The organism is Nitrobacter sp. 62-13 (assembly GCF_001896955.1).
GTDB lineage: Bacteria > Pseudomonadota > Alphaproteobacteria > Rhizobiales > Xanthobacteraceae > Nitrobacter.
In genome coordinates, this window is sequence record NZ_MKRN01000086.1 from 1 (window position 1) to 15317 (window position 15317).

Consider the following 15317-nt stretch of genomic DNA (forward strand, 5'->3'; position numbering starts at 1 on the left):
AGCCGGATCGCCGGGCTGATCGAGGGCATGGCGATAGCGGCCCCCGCGATATTCGATAAACACGGACTCACGACGCCGCTTCTGGTCGCGCACGTCATGAGCCAGGTCAGCCATGAATGCGGGGCGGGGACCGCGGTGATCGAGAACCTCGACTATTCGGCGGCCCGCATGATGGCGGTGTGGCCGTCGCGCTTCCCGACCACCGCCAGCGCCGCGCCTTACGCGCACAACCCGCGCGCGCTCGCCAACAAGGTCTACAACGGCCGCATGGGCAATCGGCGCGGCTCGGACGACGGCTGGAACTTCCGCGGCCGCGGCGCTGTGCAGACCACGGGGCGGGACGGTTATGCGCGCCTGGCCGCCGCGACCGGGCTCGATCTCCTCGCGCGCCCCGATCTGGTGATCGATCCCGCGCATTTTCTCGAATGCGGCGTGGCCGATTTCGTGCTCTGCGGCTGTCTGCCATACGCGCGAAAGGACGATCTCCGCGGCGTCACGAAGCGGCTGAACGGCGGTTACATCGGACTATCGGAACGCCGCGCGTGGGTTTCGAAGTGGAAGCGGGCGCTGGGAATCTAACCGGCGTCTGACGGTTTCAGGCCATTCTTCAACATCGGTGATTTGTCATGCTGTCCCAGATTGTCGGGCCGGTGGATTTCAATTCCGCCACTGTGCTTTGCGTTGCCTTCGTGTGCATCTGCATCGTGCTGACGTCGATTATCATGCGACGCGGTCGTTTCGTCCTCAACCAGGAATTCGAACTCGCGAAGATCCGCCTTCGCAATGAGGATGAAGCGAACAGACGGCAGACCGACGCCAAGCGCGACGGTGAACTGGCCCGGATGGCCAGCGAGCGCGAGGTCGAGTTCAAGCGCATCGACAGCAACCTGATCACCTCGCATTCCCGGGTCGGGAGCGAATAGAACGTCCGCCGCGCGACGGTCTCGCGCCATCCCGCAACATCACTGGAGACAAGACATGACATCGGATTCGGTGTGGCAGGTCGTGCGCTATCTGCTGATCGCCGCCGGCAGCTTCGCTACCGGCAAGGGCTGGGTCACCTCCGACCAGGTGACCAGCATCATCGGCGCGGTCGGCACGCTCTTCACAGTGGCATGGGGTCTCTACGTCAAGGCCGGCACCAAGGCGGTCCCATCGGTCGCGGCCGCGCGTCCCGACGTGCCGACCGTCAGCGCCGCGACCGGCGCGGTCAAGTAAGTCCACGAACAACAGGAGTTCCCATGCGAAAGCTTGTCGCCGCGACGGTGCTCGTCTTCGGTCTGGCCCTGGCAGGTTGCCAGACCGTCGCGCTGCCATCGCTGAATCTGAACACGGCCGTTGCACTCAACACGGTCTACGGCATCGAAAACGCCTATGGCGTCGCGGTGAACGCCGCCAACGCCTACAAGGCGCTGCCGCTTTGCAGGACCGGCACCACGCCAAGCGCGACCAACATCTGCGCCCGGCGGTCGGTCATCGAACGGCTACAGGCTGCGATGCTCAAGGCGCACCTTGCCGTCAACAATCTGGTCGCTCTTCAGAAGGCCTATCCGTCCGTCGACATCACCAATGCGCTCTCGGCGGCACAAGCGGCACTGATCGTCGTTCAGCAGATCCTCGCATCCGGAGCACGATAACATGGTCACAGCAGCAGAAATCGAGGCCGGCCTTGCCGTCGCCGAAGCCATCGTCGACGCCATCGTCAAGGTCGCGCCCGCGATCGAGCAGGGTGTGGTCTCGTCGATCCCCTATGTTCAGGCCATCGCCGGCTTGATCGGCGGCAGCAACGCCACCTCCGATGAGATCGATGCGGTGCTGGAGCGGATCAATGCGGCGACCGACGAGTTCCTGAGTCCGCTGCCGCCGGACGATGGAACGACCACGACCTGACGCCGTCCCGGGGAGCCGCCCGGCAGAACGGACCAGGCGCCCGCCGCCGCACGGAAATATGACACGAGCGGGGTTTTGCCGTTCATTTGCCATTCACGCGGCGGCGGTTCATCTTGGCGGGTGGAATCACGGAGCCCGCCTTGCGCCTTCTCGTTGTCGAAGACGATCCTGATCTCAATCGTCAGCTCACGACGGCGCTGACCGACGCCGGCTATGTGGTCGATCGGGCGTTCGACGGCGAGGAGGGACATTTCCTCGGCGACAGCGAACCCTATGACGCCGTCGTGCTGGATATCGGACTGCCGAAGATGGACGGCATTTCGGTGCTGGAGTCGTGGCGCCGCCAGGGCCGCACCATGCCGGTCCTGATCCTCACCGCGCGCGACCGCTGGAGCGACAAGGTGCAGGGGTTCGACGCCGGCGCCGACGACTATGTCGCAAAACCCTTCCACCTCGAGGAAATTCTGGCCCGGATCCGCGCGCTGCTGCGCCGGAGCGCCGGCCATGCCCAGTCGGAGCTGACCTGCGGGCCGGTGACGCTGGATACCCGCACCGGCCGCGTCAGCGTCAGCGGCAACCCGATCAAGATGACCTCGCATGAATACCGGCTGCTCGCCTATCTCATGCACCATACCGGGCGGGTGGTCTCGCGCACGGAACTGGTCGAGCATCTCTACGATCAGGACTTTGATCGCGATTCCAATACCATCGAAGTCTTTGTCGGCCGCATTCGCAAGAAGCTGGATGTCGATATCATCCAGACGGTGCGCGGGCTCGGCTACCTGCTGACACCGCCGGCAGATGCGCGCTAGGGAATTTCTGACCCGTCGCTCGAACTCGCTCGCAACGCGGCTGTTCCTGTCCGCGACCGCCTGGGTGGCGATCGTTCTGTTCATCACCGGCGTGATTTTGTCGTCGGTCTATCGCTCGGCGTCCGAGCGCGCCTTCGATCGTCGCCTCAATCTTTACCTTCGCACGCTGATCGCCGAAGTGGCGACGCCCGACGAGCCGGCCGATCGCCAATTCCAGTCGCTCGGCGAGCCGTTGTTCGATCTGCCGCTGTCGGGCTGGTACTGGGAGATCGTCCGCACGGATCAGGAGAAGAAAGAGATCCGCGCATCGCGCTCGCTGTGGGACAAGAAGCTGCCGAAGCTGGAGGATCAAGGCATCGAACTCTCCTCCTCGGGGGTTCGCGTCGGATATATCGACGGCCCCGAGGGCCAGACCCTGCGTATGGCGGAGCGGCCGGTCGATCTCGGCGCCGACGGCAAATTCCGCGTCACGGTGGCCGGGGACGCCACCGAGATTTTCGACGAAACGCGGACTTTCGATTATTACCTCGGCGGCACCTTTGCCGCGCTCACGATCGGGTTGCTGTTGACCACGATCTTTCAGGTGCGGTTCGGTCTGGCGCCGCTGAAGCGCATTTCGGACGCCATCGCCGACATCCGCTCCGGCCGCGCCGAACGGCTTCACGGCGAATTTCCGGTCGAGATCGCGCCGCTCGCCCGTGAGACCAACGCGCTGATCGACGCCAACCGGGAGATCGTCGAGCGTGCGCGCACCCATGTCGGGAATCTCGCGCATGCGGTCAAGACGCCGCTCTCGGTCATCGTCAACGAGGCCAACGCGCATCAACGCGACCCGTTCGCCGCGAAGGTGCTCGAACAGGCCGAGGTGATGCGCAACCAGGTCGCCCATCATCTGGAGCGCGCCCGCATCGCCGCGCGGCTTACCGTCGTTGCCACGGTGACCGATGTGGTGCCCGCCATCGAGGCGCTGCGCCGGACCATGGAGAAGATTCACCGCGACCGCGGCGTCGCCATCGACGTCGAGGCCAGCGCCGGCGCGAAATTCCGTGGCGAACGCCAGGACCTCGAGGAAATGGTCGGCAACCTCGTCGACAATGCCTGCAAGTGGGCGCACTCGCGGGTAGGCATCGAGGCTTCCATTCGTCCGCCTTCCGGAACGGAGCCGGCGTGGCTGCGCATCATCGTCGACGACGACGGCCGAGGACTGTCGGACGACGAGCGGATGCAGGCTTCGCAGCGCGGCCGCCGTCTCGACGAGACCAAGCCGGGGTCGGGACTTGGGTTGTCGATCGTCACCGACCTTGCCGCGCTTTATGGCGGCAGCCTGAGCCTCGGCACGTCACCGCTCGGCGGCCTGCGGGCCGAACTGGTGCTGCCCGCTGCATGAAGCGCGTATCCGCAAAGCCCGGACATCAGGAGGCGGCCGCATCGCCGCAGTCCCGCCCGAATTGCCGGCTCCTGTGCGGCCGGACGGTGGAATCTTCCCGGCGGGTGGGCGCCGGAGGGCTCATGAGCAAGACGAATACGCTGTTGATTGTCGTAGCGGCGGCGCTCGCCCTCGGCGGCTGCGACGTGACGAGTTCCGGCGGCCTCGATGGTCCGGGCTCGTTTGCGGGGGCATTTGCCGTCCAGACAGGAGGGACGGGCGATCCGGCGCGCGATCCTGCGGTGGCGGCTGCGACCGCGGCGGCGCTTGGCGGGCTGATCGGACCCAAACTCGACTCGGCCCTGGATGATGGCGACCGGCGTCTGGCCTATCAGGCCCAGATGGATGCCCTCGAGCGAGGCGCGCCCGGCGCGCCGATTGCGTGGAGCAATCCGGATTCCGGTCGCCACGGCAATATCGTCGCAGGCCCCGCCTACAGGGTGAAGAGCGCGACATGCCGAGGCTACTCCCACACCGTCACGATCGACGGCCAGCTCGAAACCGTGCGCAAAACCGCCTGCCGGAGCGGCGACGGCAAATGGATTGCGGTGGGCTGATCCGGCCTGCGATGTCGTATTAAAAACCGTGCCTATCTTCATGGTGAAGCACGCTCTTTTCGAGGTGTGATGTAACCCTTGACGGCATAGGCGAGGGTTTCTTCACGCGAAGCGTATCCGTGTTCGGATCATGCGTCGCTTCGCCGACGCTTCGGCCTTCCTCAACGCATCCTTAATACCGCTCCTGCTATAACATGCCACGGCCCCTTCCGGCGCCCGCGCGATCGCTCGCGTCAAGATTTACAGGCATGGACCAGGCCTCGATCGAACGGCTGAGGAATTATCTCGCACAACTCCCGGCGAAGTCGCAGGCGTTGCTGATGCGGGAGTTCGAGCGTGCCGTCGCGCGCGATGAAGACGCCGCTGTCGCCAGCTTCGTGCTCCAGGAGTTGCGCAAGATCTCTGGCGGACCCGCTGACAGCGCGCCGCCGCCGCGGCGCGAGGATCCGGCCCGACTTCTGTTTCGTCCGCTGGAGCCGTTTCTGATCGAGGGGGAGTCCGCGCCGCGCTCCGGGCAGATCCGGCGTACTTCGCTCATGCCGGTCTGGCGATGGCTGGCGCAGGACGGCGCGCCCGATGCCGTGCGCGCCTTCGAGGCAGTTCTCGCAACGCAAACCGCATCGGCGTCCGATATCGAAGCGGCGGCGTGGACCTTGCAGGAGACGGCAGCCGCCGCCATCCAGCGGGTTGTCGACGGCAACGACCGCCAGCGTATACTGGGGCGCATCGGCGCGCCCAGCGTCGCCGAGGATTTTGCTTCCATCGGAGCGGTTCTGAACGCCCGCGAGGCCCTCGACACCCTCACTATCCGGCTGCCGAATTTTATGCGGATCTTCGGGGATTCGCAGATCGCCCTTCTGATGCCCGCCCTCAATGTTCCGTCCCTGCTGACCCCGCTCGCCGCTCCGTTCGTACTGTCGCTGGTGATGCAGCGGCTGTCCGCGTCGTGGCAGGTCATCCGCCTGGCGATCAAGTTCGCGGGTTCGGACGACGAGTTCAGGGTGGCGGCGACGCCTTATGGCACGGCAGTCACGCTGGTGCTCGAGGACCTGTCGCGGACTGCGGCCGGTCTGCGCGACGATATCCGGCGCGGGCGTTTCGAAAACGTGTCCGAACATCTGAAGACGGTGCATGACGGCATTCGGGGCCTGCGGACCGAACTCGATATCCGCACCGATTCAAACTGGGGCCGCCACCTCGCGGCGATCAGGGTCGGTATTTCCAATGGCCTGCAATCGGAAATCGACGACGTCCCGGGCCGGGTGCGGCGTTTGCTGCGTCAGCGACCCGACAAGGATATCCCGCCCGGCGCGCGGATCGACCCGACGGAGGTCGAGGAAACCGCAGCCCTGATCGATTTCGTCGCGGTGTGCCGGACCTACGCCAGCGAACTGGCCATCAACGAAGTCACGATGCGAACCTATTCGGATCTGCAGCAATACGTCGAGCGGGCCGCCCAGACGCTGGTGGAATCGCTCCGCAACGGCGATGAGCGCGCCCGCGCATTCCGGCAGCAGCAGGTCCAGGCGACGATTCGCTTCTGCGAGGTGCTGTTCGGCCATGACTATTCGTCGCTGATGAGCCGGGCGGCCGAGAACGCATTGGCGGCGGAACCCAAGTCGTCGCGGGCCGGCTAGTCGGTCAGATGCGTGGCGCCGCTTTTGCCGATCGCGCTCTAAAATCAGAGGGTTGCAGGGGGCTGCCGGCAATTGTGCCGCAATTGTCAATTGCGTCCCCTGTCCAGTCGTGATGTAACCCGGCCATCGGACCGGCCGTTTCCTGCGCCGGGCCATCGGAATGCTGATGAGATGACGTTGTGGTTTGTGTTCGCGCTGATGACCGCTGGAGCGGTCTTTGCGGTGCTGTGGCCGCTTGGTCGCTCGGCCCGGTCGCAAACGTCCGGCGGCAGCGAGACCACGGTCTATCGGGATCAACTTGCCGAAGTCGGGCGTGATGCCGCAGCCGGCCTGATCGGCGCGCCCGAGGCAGCCGCGGCGCGGGTCGAAATCGGCCGGCGGCTTATCGAGGCGGCAGATGCGGAAGAAGATCATCAGCCGCAGATCTCCAAGCTCTGGCTGCGGCGTATGGTGGCGGTTGGAGCGCTGGCCGGCATACCGGCGCTGGCGCTTGTGATCTATCTTCCGCTCGGATCGCCGCAACTGCCCGATTTCCCGCTGGCGGAGCGCGTTCAATCAGCCGATGCATCGCAATCGCTCGAGAACCTGGTGTCGCAGGTCGAATCGCATCTGGAAAAGCATCCCACCGACGGTCGCGGCTGGACCGTGCTGGCGCCGGTGCTCGCAAAGCTCGGCCGCTTCGACGACGCTGCGCGCGCCTATCGCAACGTGATCGCCTATGTCGGTGAAACCGCACAGCTCCGCGCCGATCTCGGCGCGGCGATCGCGGGGGCCGCCAACGGCATCGTCACCGCTGATGCGAAAAGCGAGTTCGAGCGCGCGGCCGCCCTCGATCCCAAGGATGCGAAGGCGCGCTTTTTCCTCGGAATGGCGGCGGAGCAGGACGGCCGGACCGCCGACGCCGTCACGATATGGAAGGCGCTGTTGGCAGATGCGCCTGCGGACGCGCAATGGCGTGGCGCGGTGCAGGAGGCGCTGGCGCAGGTCGGGGGCGGCGCGCCCCGTCCGACGGAAGAAGCGGTGGCCGCGGCCAGCGATATGAGCGAGGCGGATCGTTCGGCGATGATCCATAAAATGGTCGACCGCCTTTCCGCGCGCCTGAAGCAGGACGGCAATGACGTCGAGGGATGGCTGCGACTGGCTCGCGCCTATATGGTGCTCAAGGAGCCGGAGAAGTCGCGCGTCGTGCGCGACGACGCCCGCCGTGCGCTCGAACGCAACGAAGCAGGTTTGCGCCAGCTCAACGAAGGGCTCAAGGCGCTGGGGATAGACGGATGATCAAGGTGTTCGCTTTCCGCGCAGGTGAAACAGCATGACTCGCAAGCAGCGGCGGTTGACGATGATCGGCGGAGCCCTCGTGGTGCTCGGAATCGCCGCGGCGCTGGTGCTGAACGCGCTGCGCGACTCCATCGTGTTTTTCTCGACGCCGGTGATGGTCTCGGAACATCACATCAAGCCTGGCCAGCGCTTCCGGCTGGGCGGGCTGGTGGAGACGGGTTCGCTGGTCCGCGGCGACAATCTCGCGGTCACGTTCAAGGTGTCCGACGGCAGCGCGACGCTTCCGGTTGCTTATAAGGGCATCCTGCCGGATCTGTTCCGCGAAGGGCAGGGCGTGGTCGCCGAGGGCGCGCTCGACAGTTCGGGCGTATTCCGCGCCGACACCGTGCTGGCAAAGCACGACGAGACCTACATGCCCAAGGAGGTCGCCGATGCCCTGAAGAAGCAGGGCCACTGGAAGGACGACTACGGCGAACAGGCTTCCGGCAAGGCGCAGGGCGCGCAGGCATCGAGCAAGCAGGGAGTGTCGCAATGATCGCCGAGGCCGGGCATTATGCGTTGGTGCTGGCGCTTGGCCTTGCGCTGATCCAGTCCACCATTCCGATCATCGGCGCGAGACTGAACGACGGCGCGCTGATGAATGTCGCGCGCTCGACCGCGCTGGCGCAACTGGCGTTCGTCGGCGCGTCGTTCCTGGCGCTGGTGACGCTGCACGTCGTGTCCGACTTCTCGGTCCTCAACGTGTTCCAGAATTCCCATTCGCTGAAGCCGATGATCTACAAGATCACCGGCGTCTGGGGCAATCACGAAGGCTCCATGCTGCTGTGGGTGACGATCCTCGCGCTGTTCGGCGGGCTGGTCGCCGCATTCGGCAACAATCTGCCGCTGTCGCTGCGCGCGCATGTGCTGGCGGTGCAGGCCTGGGTCGCGACCGCATTCTATCTGTTCATCCTGCTGACATCCAATCCGTTCATGCGGATCGCCAATCCGCCGCTGGAAGGCCGCGATCTCAATCCGGTGCTGCAGGATATCGGGCTCGCGGTGCATCCGCCGATGCTGTATCTCGGCTATGTCGGATTCTCGATCTCGTTCTCCTTCGCCGTCGCCGCGCTGATCGAAGGCCGCATCGATGCCGCCTGGGCGCGCTGGGTGCGGCCATGGACGCTGATGGCGTGGATCTTCCTGACGCTCGGAATCGCGATGGGGTCGTACTGGGCCTATTACGAGCTGGGCTGGGGCGGATGGTGGTTCTGGGATCCGGTCGAGAACGCATCGCTGATGCCTTGGCTGGCGGGAACGGCGCTGCTGCATTCCTCCGTGGTCATGGAGAAACGCAACGCGCTCAGGGTATGGACCATCCTGCTTGCAATCCTGACCTTCTCGCTGTCGCTGCTCGGCACCTTCCTGGTGCGCTCCGGCGTGCTGACCTCGGTCCATGCCTTCGCCACCGATCCGACGCGCGGCGTCTTCATCCTGTTGATCCTGTGCACCTTCATCGGCGGCAGCCTGTCCTTGTATGTCTGGCGCGCCTCCGCGCTGAAGCAGGGCGGGCTGTTCGCGCCGATCTCGCGCGAGGGCGCGCTCGTGCTCAACAACCTGTTCCTGACCACGGCCTGCGCCACCGTCTTCGTCGGCACGCTGTATCCGCTGGCGCTCGAGGTCATCACCGGCAACAGGATTTCGGTCGGTGCGCCGTTCTTCAATCTGACATTCGCTCCCTTGTTCGTCCCGCTATTGATCGCGGTGCCGTTCGGCCCATTGCTGGCGTGGAAGCGCGGTGATCTGGTCGGCGCCTCGCAACGCTTGATGGCGGCCGGAATCGGCAGCGTGATCGCGGTGGCCGTGCTGTGGGCATGGACGCGCGGCGGCAGCACCTTCGCGCCACTGGCGATCGGACTGGCGGTGTTCGTCATTCTCGGCGCGCTCTGCGATCTCGCCGAGCGCATCAACCTGTTTCGTGCATCGCTCCCGGTATCGTTTCGCCGCGCCAAGGGGTTGCCGCGCTCGGCCTGGGGCACCGTCTTCGCTCACGCCGGCCTCGGCGTGGCCCTGATCGGCATCGTCTGCGAAACCACCTGGAACACCGAATTCATCGCCTCCATGAAACCCAACGACGTGGCGCGGGTCGGCGGCTACAGCCTGACCTTCGATGGTACGACGCAGCGGCAGCAATCCAATTATCGCGAACAGACCGCCCGCTTCACCGTGAGCAAAGGCGGGGAGCCAATCGCGGTGATGAAGCCGTCGAAACGCAACTTCACCACCCGCGCGGCGTCGACCACCGAAGCCGCGCTGCTGACGCGGGGCGTAAGCCAGCTCTACATTTCGTTGGGAGATACTGCCGCCGATGGCTCGATCGCGGTGCGCATCTATCACAAGCCGATGGTGCTGCTGATCTGGTTCGGGCCGGTTCTGATGGCCTTTGGCGGCATGCTGTCGCTGTCCGACCGCCGCCTGCGGGTTGGCGCGCCGAAACCTGCGAAAGCTCTCCGCGCCCTCCAGCCGGCGGAGTGAGGTTGTGCCGGAGGTGATGCAAAGGATGTCGTCGTATCCGCTTTTGCAGGGACGACTCAGCGCGGGTGGAAAGTTCGCACGCATAATTGGCGTTCTCCTTTGCCTTGTCCTCGCGATGGCGTCTCCCGCTCACGCGGTGCAGCCCGACGAGATCATGTCCAATCCCGCCCAGGAAGCGCGCGCGCGCAACCTGTCGCGCGAGTTGCGCTGCATGGTGTGCCAGAACCAGTCGATCGACGATTCCTCGGCGCCGCTGGCGCGGGACCTTCGTCTGCTGGTGCGCGAGCGCATTGCAAAGGGCGACAGCGATCAACAGGTGCTGGACTTTCTGGTCGCCCGTTACGGCGATTTCGTATTGCTGAAGCCGCCCTTCGAGAAGAGCACGTTGCCGCTTTGGCTGCTGACCCCGCTGGTTCTGCTGGGCGGTGGACTTGCGCTCTGGGGATACAGCCGGCGGCGTTCGAAGGCGATGCGGGCGGCCGCGGATGCGCCGCCGCGACTGAGCGAGGAAGAAGAGGCGCGGCTCGCGAAGCTGGTGGCCGAACCGGGTGAATCCGGCTAGCGCGTCGTATCGACATTCGTCCGCCGCGTTACGGGTTTTGAATCCCCCTCATCTCGCTTTACCGCCGTGCGCCAAACGGCCGCATAAGGCGCTCGCCATTGTTACCAAACATTAATTTCCCGGCCAGCGCGCTGTAAGGCGCAAATCCCCATCTTCAGAGCATGAAATTCCTGCTTTCGGCACCATATCAATCTGCTTCTGGAGACCCCGCATGACCCTAAGGCCCGACCACACGCCGCCTTCACCGTTCAAGCCCGTCCGCCGCTTCAGGGTCACTGCGCGCAAGTTCGCGTTGATGGCGTCGGTTGGCGCCGGCCTGGGTCTGGCCGCATACGGGTTCAGCCCTTCGACGATCAAAGCCGATCTCTTCACCAGCCCGGCTTATGCGCAAGTCAACAATGACGTGAGCAAGGTGGCCCAGCCGATCGGTTTTGCCGACATCGTGGAGCGGGTGAAGCCGTCGGTGATTTCGGTAAAGGTCCGGATGAAAGACAAGGTTGCCGCCGGCGACGAGGATCTGGAGTCGCCGTTCCGGCCTGGTTCGCCGATGGAACGGTTCTTCCGCCGCTTCGGCGGACCCGACGGCCTGCCGCCCGGATTGCGCGGCCGGCACGGCCATGGCGTCGTGACCGGTCAGGGCTCCGGCTTCTTCATTTCATCCGATGGCTATGCCGTGACCAACAACCACGTCGTGGACGACGCCGACAAGGTCGAGGTCACGACCGACGACGGCAAGAACTACACCGCCAGGGTGATTGGAACCGACCCGCGCACCGACCTTGCTTTGATCAAGGTCGAGGGCGGCTCGCATTTCCCGTTTGCGAAGCTGTCGGATGACAAGGCGCGGATCGGCGACTGGGTGCTCGCAGTGGGCAACCCGTTCGGCCTCGGCGGCACCGTGACCGCAGGCATTGTGTCGGCAAGCGGCCGCGACATCGGCAACGGTCCCTATGACGATTTCATCCAGATCGATGCCCCGGTCAACAAGGGCAACTCCGGCGGTCCGGCGTTCAACATGAAGGGCGATGTGATCGGGGTGAACACCGCGATCTACTCGCCGTCCGGCGGCAGCGTCGGCATCGCGTTTTCGATTCCGGCCAATACCGTCAAGAATGTCGTCGCACAGCTCAAGGACAAGGGTTCTGTGAGCCGCGGATGGATCGGCGTTCAGATCCAGCCGGTGACTGCTGACATCGCCGATAGTCTCGGTCTCAAGAAGGCCGAAGGCGCGCTGGTGGCTGAACCGCAGCCCGACAGCCCGGCTGCGAAGGCCGGCATCCAGTCCGGCGACGTGATCACGGCTGTCAACGGCACGGCCGTCAAGGATGCGCGCGAACTGGCCCGGACCATCGGTAGCTTTGCGCCGGGGACTTCGATCAAGCTGGATATCCTGCACAAGGGCACGGACAAGGTCGTCAACCTGACGCTCGGCACGTTGCCCAACACGGTGGAAGCCAAGGCTGATCTGAACGGCGATGATCACGGGTCGCTGCACGGTGGCGACGTTCCCAAGCTCGGCATGACGGTCGCTCCGGCAGCGTCGGTTGCGGGCGCTGGCACCGCCGGCGTCGTTGTCGTCGATGTCGATCCGAAGAGCGCGGCCGCCGATCGCGGCTTCAAGGAAGGTGACGTGATCCTCGAGGTCGGAGGAAAGAGCGTCTCCAGTTCGGCCGACATGCGTGACGCAATCAAGGCGGCGCGCGCGGACAACAAGAACAGCGTTCTGATGCGGGTTCGTTCCGGAAGCACAGCGCGTTTCGTCGCGGTGCCGATCGCGAAGGGCTAGGGCATGATCCCGGAGAGTGCAAAACCGAACGTTGCAAGGGATGTGACAAGAGATGGGAAGCGTCGCCGGCATTAGTCGCCCCCGCTGACGGCACTTTCCGGGGGGCGGGCCAAAAGCCCGTCCCCTTGAGCCACCTTCCGATGAAATCAGCCCCCCTTCGTCGGAAGGACTAGGGCGGTGGAGTCCCCCCAAGCTCCACCGCCCACTTTTTCCCGGATTGCGGGGCATATCTCGCCGCCTTGCGCGCGGGCGACGGGCGCGCCATGGTGATGGAAAGACAACATCTTGGGCAATTCCAGCAACCAGATGCGCCTGCTGATCATTGAAGACGATCGCGAGTCCGCGGACTATCTCGTGAAGGCGTTTCGCGAGGTCGGCCACGTTGCGGAACTTGCCGGCGATGGCGAGGAGGGACTCTCGCTTGCCGATGGCGGGGACTACGATGTGCTGGTGATCGACCGGATGCTGCCGAAACGCGACGGGCTCTCCGTGATCGGCTCCCTGCGCGACAAGGGCAACCGGACCCCGGTGCTCATCCTCTCCGCTCTCGGCCAGGTCGACGATCGTATCAAGGGTCTGCGCGCCGGGGGCGACGACTATCTCCCGAAGCCCTATTCGTTCGCCGAGTTGCTGGCGCGGGTGGAAGTGCTGTCGCGCCGCCAGGGCGGTCGCGAGGAGACTGTCTATCGTGTCGGCGATCTCGAACTCGACCGCCTGTCGCATCGTGTCGCGCGGGGCGAGGAGGAACTGACGCTGCAGCCGCGCGAGTTTCGCCTGCTCGAATACCTCATGAAACATGCGGGACAGGTCGTGACCCGGACCATGCTGCTGGAGAACGTCTGGGACTATCACTTCGATCCGCAGACCAACGTCATCGACGTGCATATTTCGCGGCTGCGCTCCAAGATCGACAAGGGATTCGAGCGGCCATTGCTTCACACCATCCGCGGCGCGGGCTACATGATCCGCGACGGCGTCCGGTAAAAAAGGTGACGGCGTTCGGTAAGCTGTTCCGCACCACGGCGTTTCGGCTGACGCTGGTCTATCTGCTGCTGTTCGCGCTGTTCGCGGCTTCGCTCCTCGGATATTTCGCCTGGAATACCCGCCGCCTGATCACCGATCAGATCACGGCGACGGTGAACGAGGAAACCGGCTTGCTCACCGGTGTATTCAATCGTCGTGGCTTGCGCGGCCTTGTCTTCGCGATCGAGAACCGCGCGTTGCGGCCGGGCTCCAATCTTTATTTGGTGACGACGCCGGCCGGACTGGCGGTCGCCGGCAATGTCGGCTCGCTTCAGCCTGGCGTGATGGAGACCACAGGTTGGAGCGAGACGGAGTACCGCCGACTCGACGAGCAGGACAAGTCCGACCATCTTGCATTGGTCAATGTGACGGAGCTGTCCAATGGATTTCGCCTGCTGATCGGTCGCGATCTCGAGGAGCGTCATCGCATCTTCGGCGTCGTGGCCTCGGCCGCGCAATGGTCGTTGCTGATCGTCGTAATCCTCGGGCTTGGCGGCGGCATCTTCGTGGCGCGCCGCGTGCTTCACCGGATCGATGCGATGACCGGCACCACCCAGCGCATCATGGCCGGCGACCTCGGCGGACGGCTTCCGGTCGGCCGCTCGGGCGATGAGCTCGACCGCCTGGCGGAGAACCTCAATGCGATGCTCGAGCGCATTGAAGCGTTGATGAACGGGCTGAAGGAAGTTTCCGACAACATCGCTCATGACCTGAAGACCCCGCTGACGCGGCTGCGCAATCGTGCCGAGCAAGCGCTCGCCAAATCGGGCAGCGAGGGCGACTATCGTGCCGCATTGGAACAGACCATCGAGGAATCCGACGGTTTGATCCGGACCTTCAACGCGCTTCTGATGATCGCGCGGGCGGAATCGGGACAGGCTCGCGACAACATGGCGGATTTCGACGCCGCTGACGTCGCGCAAGGTATCCACGAACTTTATGAGCCGCTGGCCGAAGACAACGGGCTGAAACTCAGCGTGCAGGCTGAGCCCGCGCCGCTGCACGGCAATCGCGAACTGATAAGCCAGGCGCTCGCAAATCTCGTCGAGAACGCGATCAAATACGGCCAGCCCAAGCCAGCCGCGCAGCCGCTCGGTGCGGACGCGGCCGCAGCCGACAGGACGGTCCTGATCGAAGCTCGCCGTGACGGCGGCCGCATCATTCTCGCGGTGACCGATCATGGCTGCGGGATTCCCGAACCTAACCGCAAGCGCGCCGTCGAACGCTTCGTGCGGCTCGAGACCAGCCGGACCATGCCGGGATCAGGGCTCGGCCTGAGCCTGGCGTCTGCGGTGGCCACGCTTCATGGCGGTGATCTGACGCTCGATGATGCGCATCCGGGCCTGTGCGCGATGCTGTCGATCCCGGCGCGAAACGGCGAGGGGCTTGCGGCGCCGACGCCGGACGTGCAACAGAATGGTGCATGATTTCATCCGCGAAGGACGACGCGGACCGGGCCTGTCTGGCGGCGCGTCTTGCGGACGGACCAAAGGTGTTCGCGCCCACCGAAGCCGAACGCCGTCTTGAAGACTGGCTGTCCGAGCTAACGCCGGAGCGGGCCGGCGCAATGCGGGCACTGATCGCGGCATTTCCTCTGGTCCAGGCCATCCTGCTCGGCGTCGCGGAATCGTCCCTTTATCTTTTCGACCTGATGCGCGCCGATCCGGACCGGACGCTCCGTCTGTTTCGCGGTGAGCCAGAAGGCCATCTCGCGCGGCTGATTGCGCAGATGTCGGCAGCCGCGGAGGCCGGCGACGAAGCCGACGCGATGCGGCAGTTTCGCGCCGTCAAGGCGGAGGCGGCGCTCTTGATCGCGTTGTGCGACATCGGCG

General features: G+C 64.9%; 16 protein-coding genes and 1 pseudogene. All 17 read left to right on the forward strand.

Features of this window, described 5'->3' with window-relative positions:
• Positions 1-579: glycoside hydrolase family 19 protein (locus BGN91_RS08040; protein WP_292612097.1), on the forward strand; the 579-nt coding region annotated here is incomplete at its 5' end.
• Between the two features lie 47 nt (positions 580-626).
• Positions 627-923 (forward strand): hypothetical protein, encoded by a 297-nt coding sequence (locus BGN91_RS08045; RefSeq protein WP_292612098.1) that lies wholly within the window; start codon positions 627-629, stop codon positions 921-923.
• A 55-nt stretch (positions 924-978) separates the two neighbouring features.
• On the forward strand, positions 979-1218 hold the full coding sequence (locus BGN91_RS08050) for a hypothetical protein (protein ID WP_292612100.1): 240 nt from the start codon (positions 979-981) through the stop codon (positions 1216-1218).
• A 23-nt stretch (positions 1219-1241) separates the two neighbouring features.
• Complete coding sequence (locus tag BGN91_RS08055) at positions 1242-1637, forward strand: hypothetical protein (protein WP_292612102.1); 396 nt, start codon at positions 1242-1244, stop codon at positions 1635-1637.
• Between the two features lies 1 nt (position 1638).
• Positions 1639-1890 (forward strand): hypothetical protein, encoded by a 252-nt coding sequence (locus BGN91_RS08060; RefSeq protein ID WP_292612104.1) that lies wholly within the window; start codon positions 1639-1641, stop codon positions 1888-1890.
• Positions 1891-2030: 140 nt separating this feature from the next.
• Entirely contained in the window at positions 2031-2702 is a 672-nt protein-coding gene (locus BGN91_RS08065) for a response regulator transcription factor (RefSeq protein WP_292612106.1), read from the forward strand.
• The gene (locus BGN91_RS08070) at positions 2692-4089 is read left to right on the forward strand and encodes a sensor histidine kinase (protein WP_292612107.1); all 1398 of its coding nucleotides are present in this window, start codon (positions 2692-2694) and stop codon (positions 4087-4089) included. The genes BGN91_RS08065 and BGN91_RS08070 overlap by 11 nt, the downstream gene beginning before the upstream one ends.
• 122 nt (positions 4090-4211) lie before the next feature.
• Positions 4212-4685, forward strand: a complete 474-nt coding sequence (locus BGN91_RS08075; RefSeq protein ID WP_292612109.1) for an RT0821/Lpp0805 family surface protein — start codon at positions 4212-4214, stop codon at positions 4683-4685.
• Positions 4686-4933: 248 nt separating this feature from the next.
• A complete protein-coding gene (locus BGN91_RS08080) occupies positions 4934-6322 on the forward strand; it encodes a hypothetical protein (RefSeq protein WP_292612111.1) in 1389 nt (462 codons plus the stop codon).
• A 171-nt stretch (positions 6323-6493) separates the two neighbouring features.
• Positions 6494-7600 carry a c-type cytochrome biogenesis protein CcmI gene (gene ccmI / locus BGN91_RS08085; RefSeq protein ID WP_292612113.1) on the forward strand — a complete coding sequence of 369 codons (1107 nt, stop codon included), beginning with the start codon at positions 6494-6496 and terminating at the stop codon, positions 7598-7600.
• Between the two features lie 34 nt (positions 7601-7634).
• Positions 7635-8135 carry a cytochrome c maturation protein CcmE gene (gene ccmE / locus BGN91_RS08090; protein ID WP_292612115.1) on the forward strand — a complete coding sequence of 167 codons (501 nt, stop codon included), beginning with the start codon at positions 7635-7637 and terminating at the stop codon, positions 8133-8135.
• Entirely contained in the window at positions 8132-10114 is a 1983-nt protein-coding gene (locus tag BGN91_RS08095; RefSeq protein ID WP_292612116.1) for a heme lyase CcmF/NrfE family subunit, read from the forward strand. Before ccmE ends, BGN91_RS08095 begins: the two co-directional genes overlap by 4 nt.
• Before the next feature lie 25 nt (positions 10115-10139).
• Positions 10140-10676 carry a cytochrome c-type biogenesis protein gene (locus tag BGN91_RS08100; protein WP_292612117.1) on the forward strand — a complete coding sequence of 179 codons (537 nt, stop codon included), beginning with the start codon at positions 10140-10142 and terminating at the stop codon, positions 10674-10676.
• Positions 10677-10887: 211 nt separating this feature from the next.
• A complete protein-coding gene (locus tag BGN91_RS08105; RefSeq protein ID WP_292612119.1) occupies positions 10888-12462 on the forward strand; it encodes a Do family serine endopeptidase in 1575 nt (524 codons plus the stop codon).
• Between the two features lie 306 nt (positions 12463-12768).
• Positions 12769-13446, forward strand: coding sequence for a response regulator transcription factor (locus tag BGN91_RS08110; RefSeq protein ID WP_292612133.1), 678 nt, complete (start codon positions 12769-12771; stop codon positions 13444-13446).
• Between the two features lie 5 nt (positions 13447-13451).
• Positions 13452-14912 (forward strand): ATP-binding protein, encoded by a 1461-nt coding sequence (locus BGN91_RS08115; RefSeq protein WP_292612121.1) that lies wholly within the window; start codon positions 13452-13454, stop codon positions 14910-14912.
• 65 nt (positions 14913-14977) lie between these two features.
• Positions 14978-15317, forward strand: a pseudogene (locus BGN91_RS08120) (bifunctional [glutamine synthetase] adenylyltransferase/[glutamine synthetase]-adenylyl-L-tyrosine phosphorylase); the annotation flags it as partial.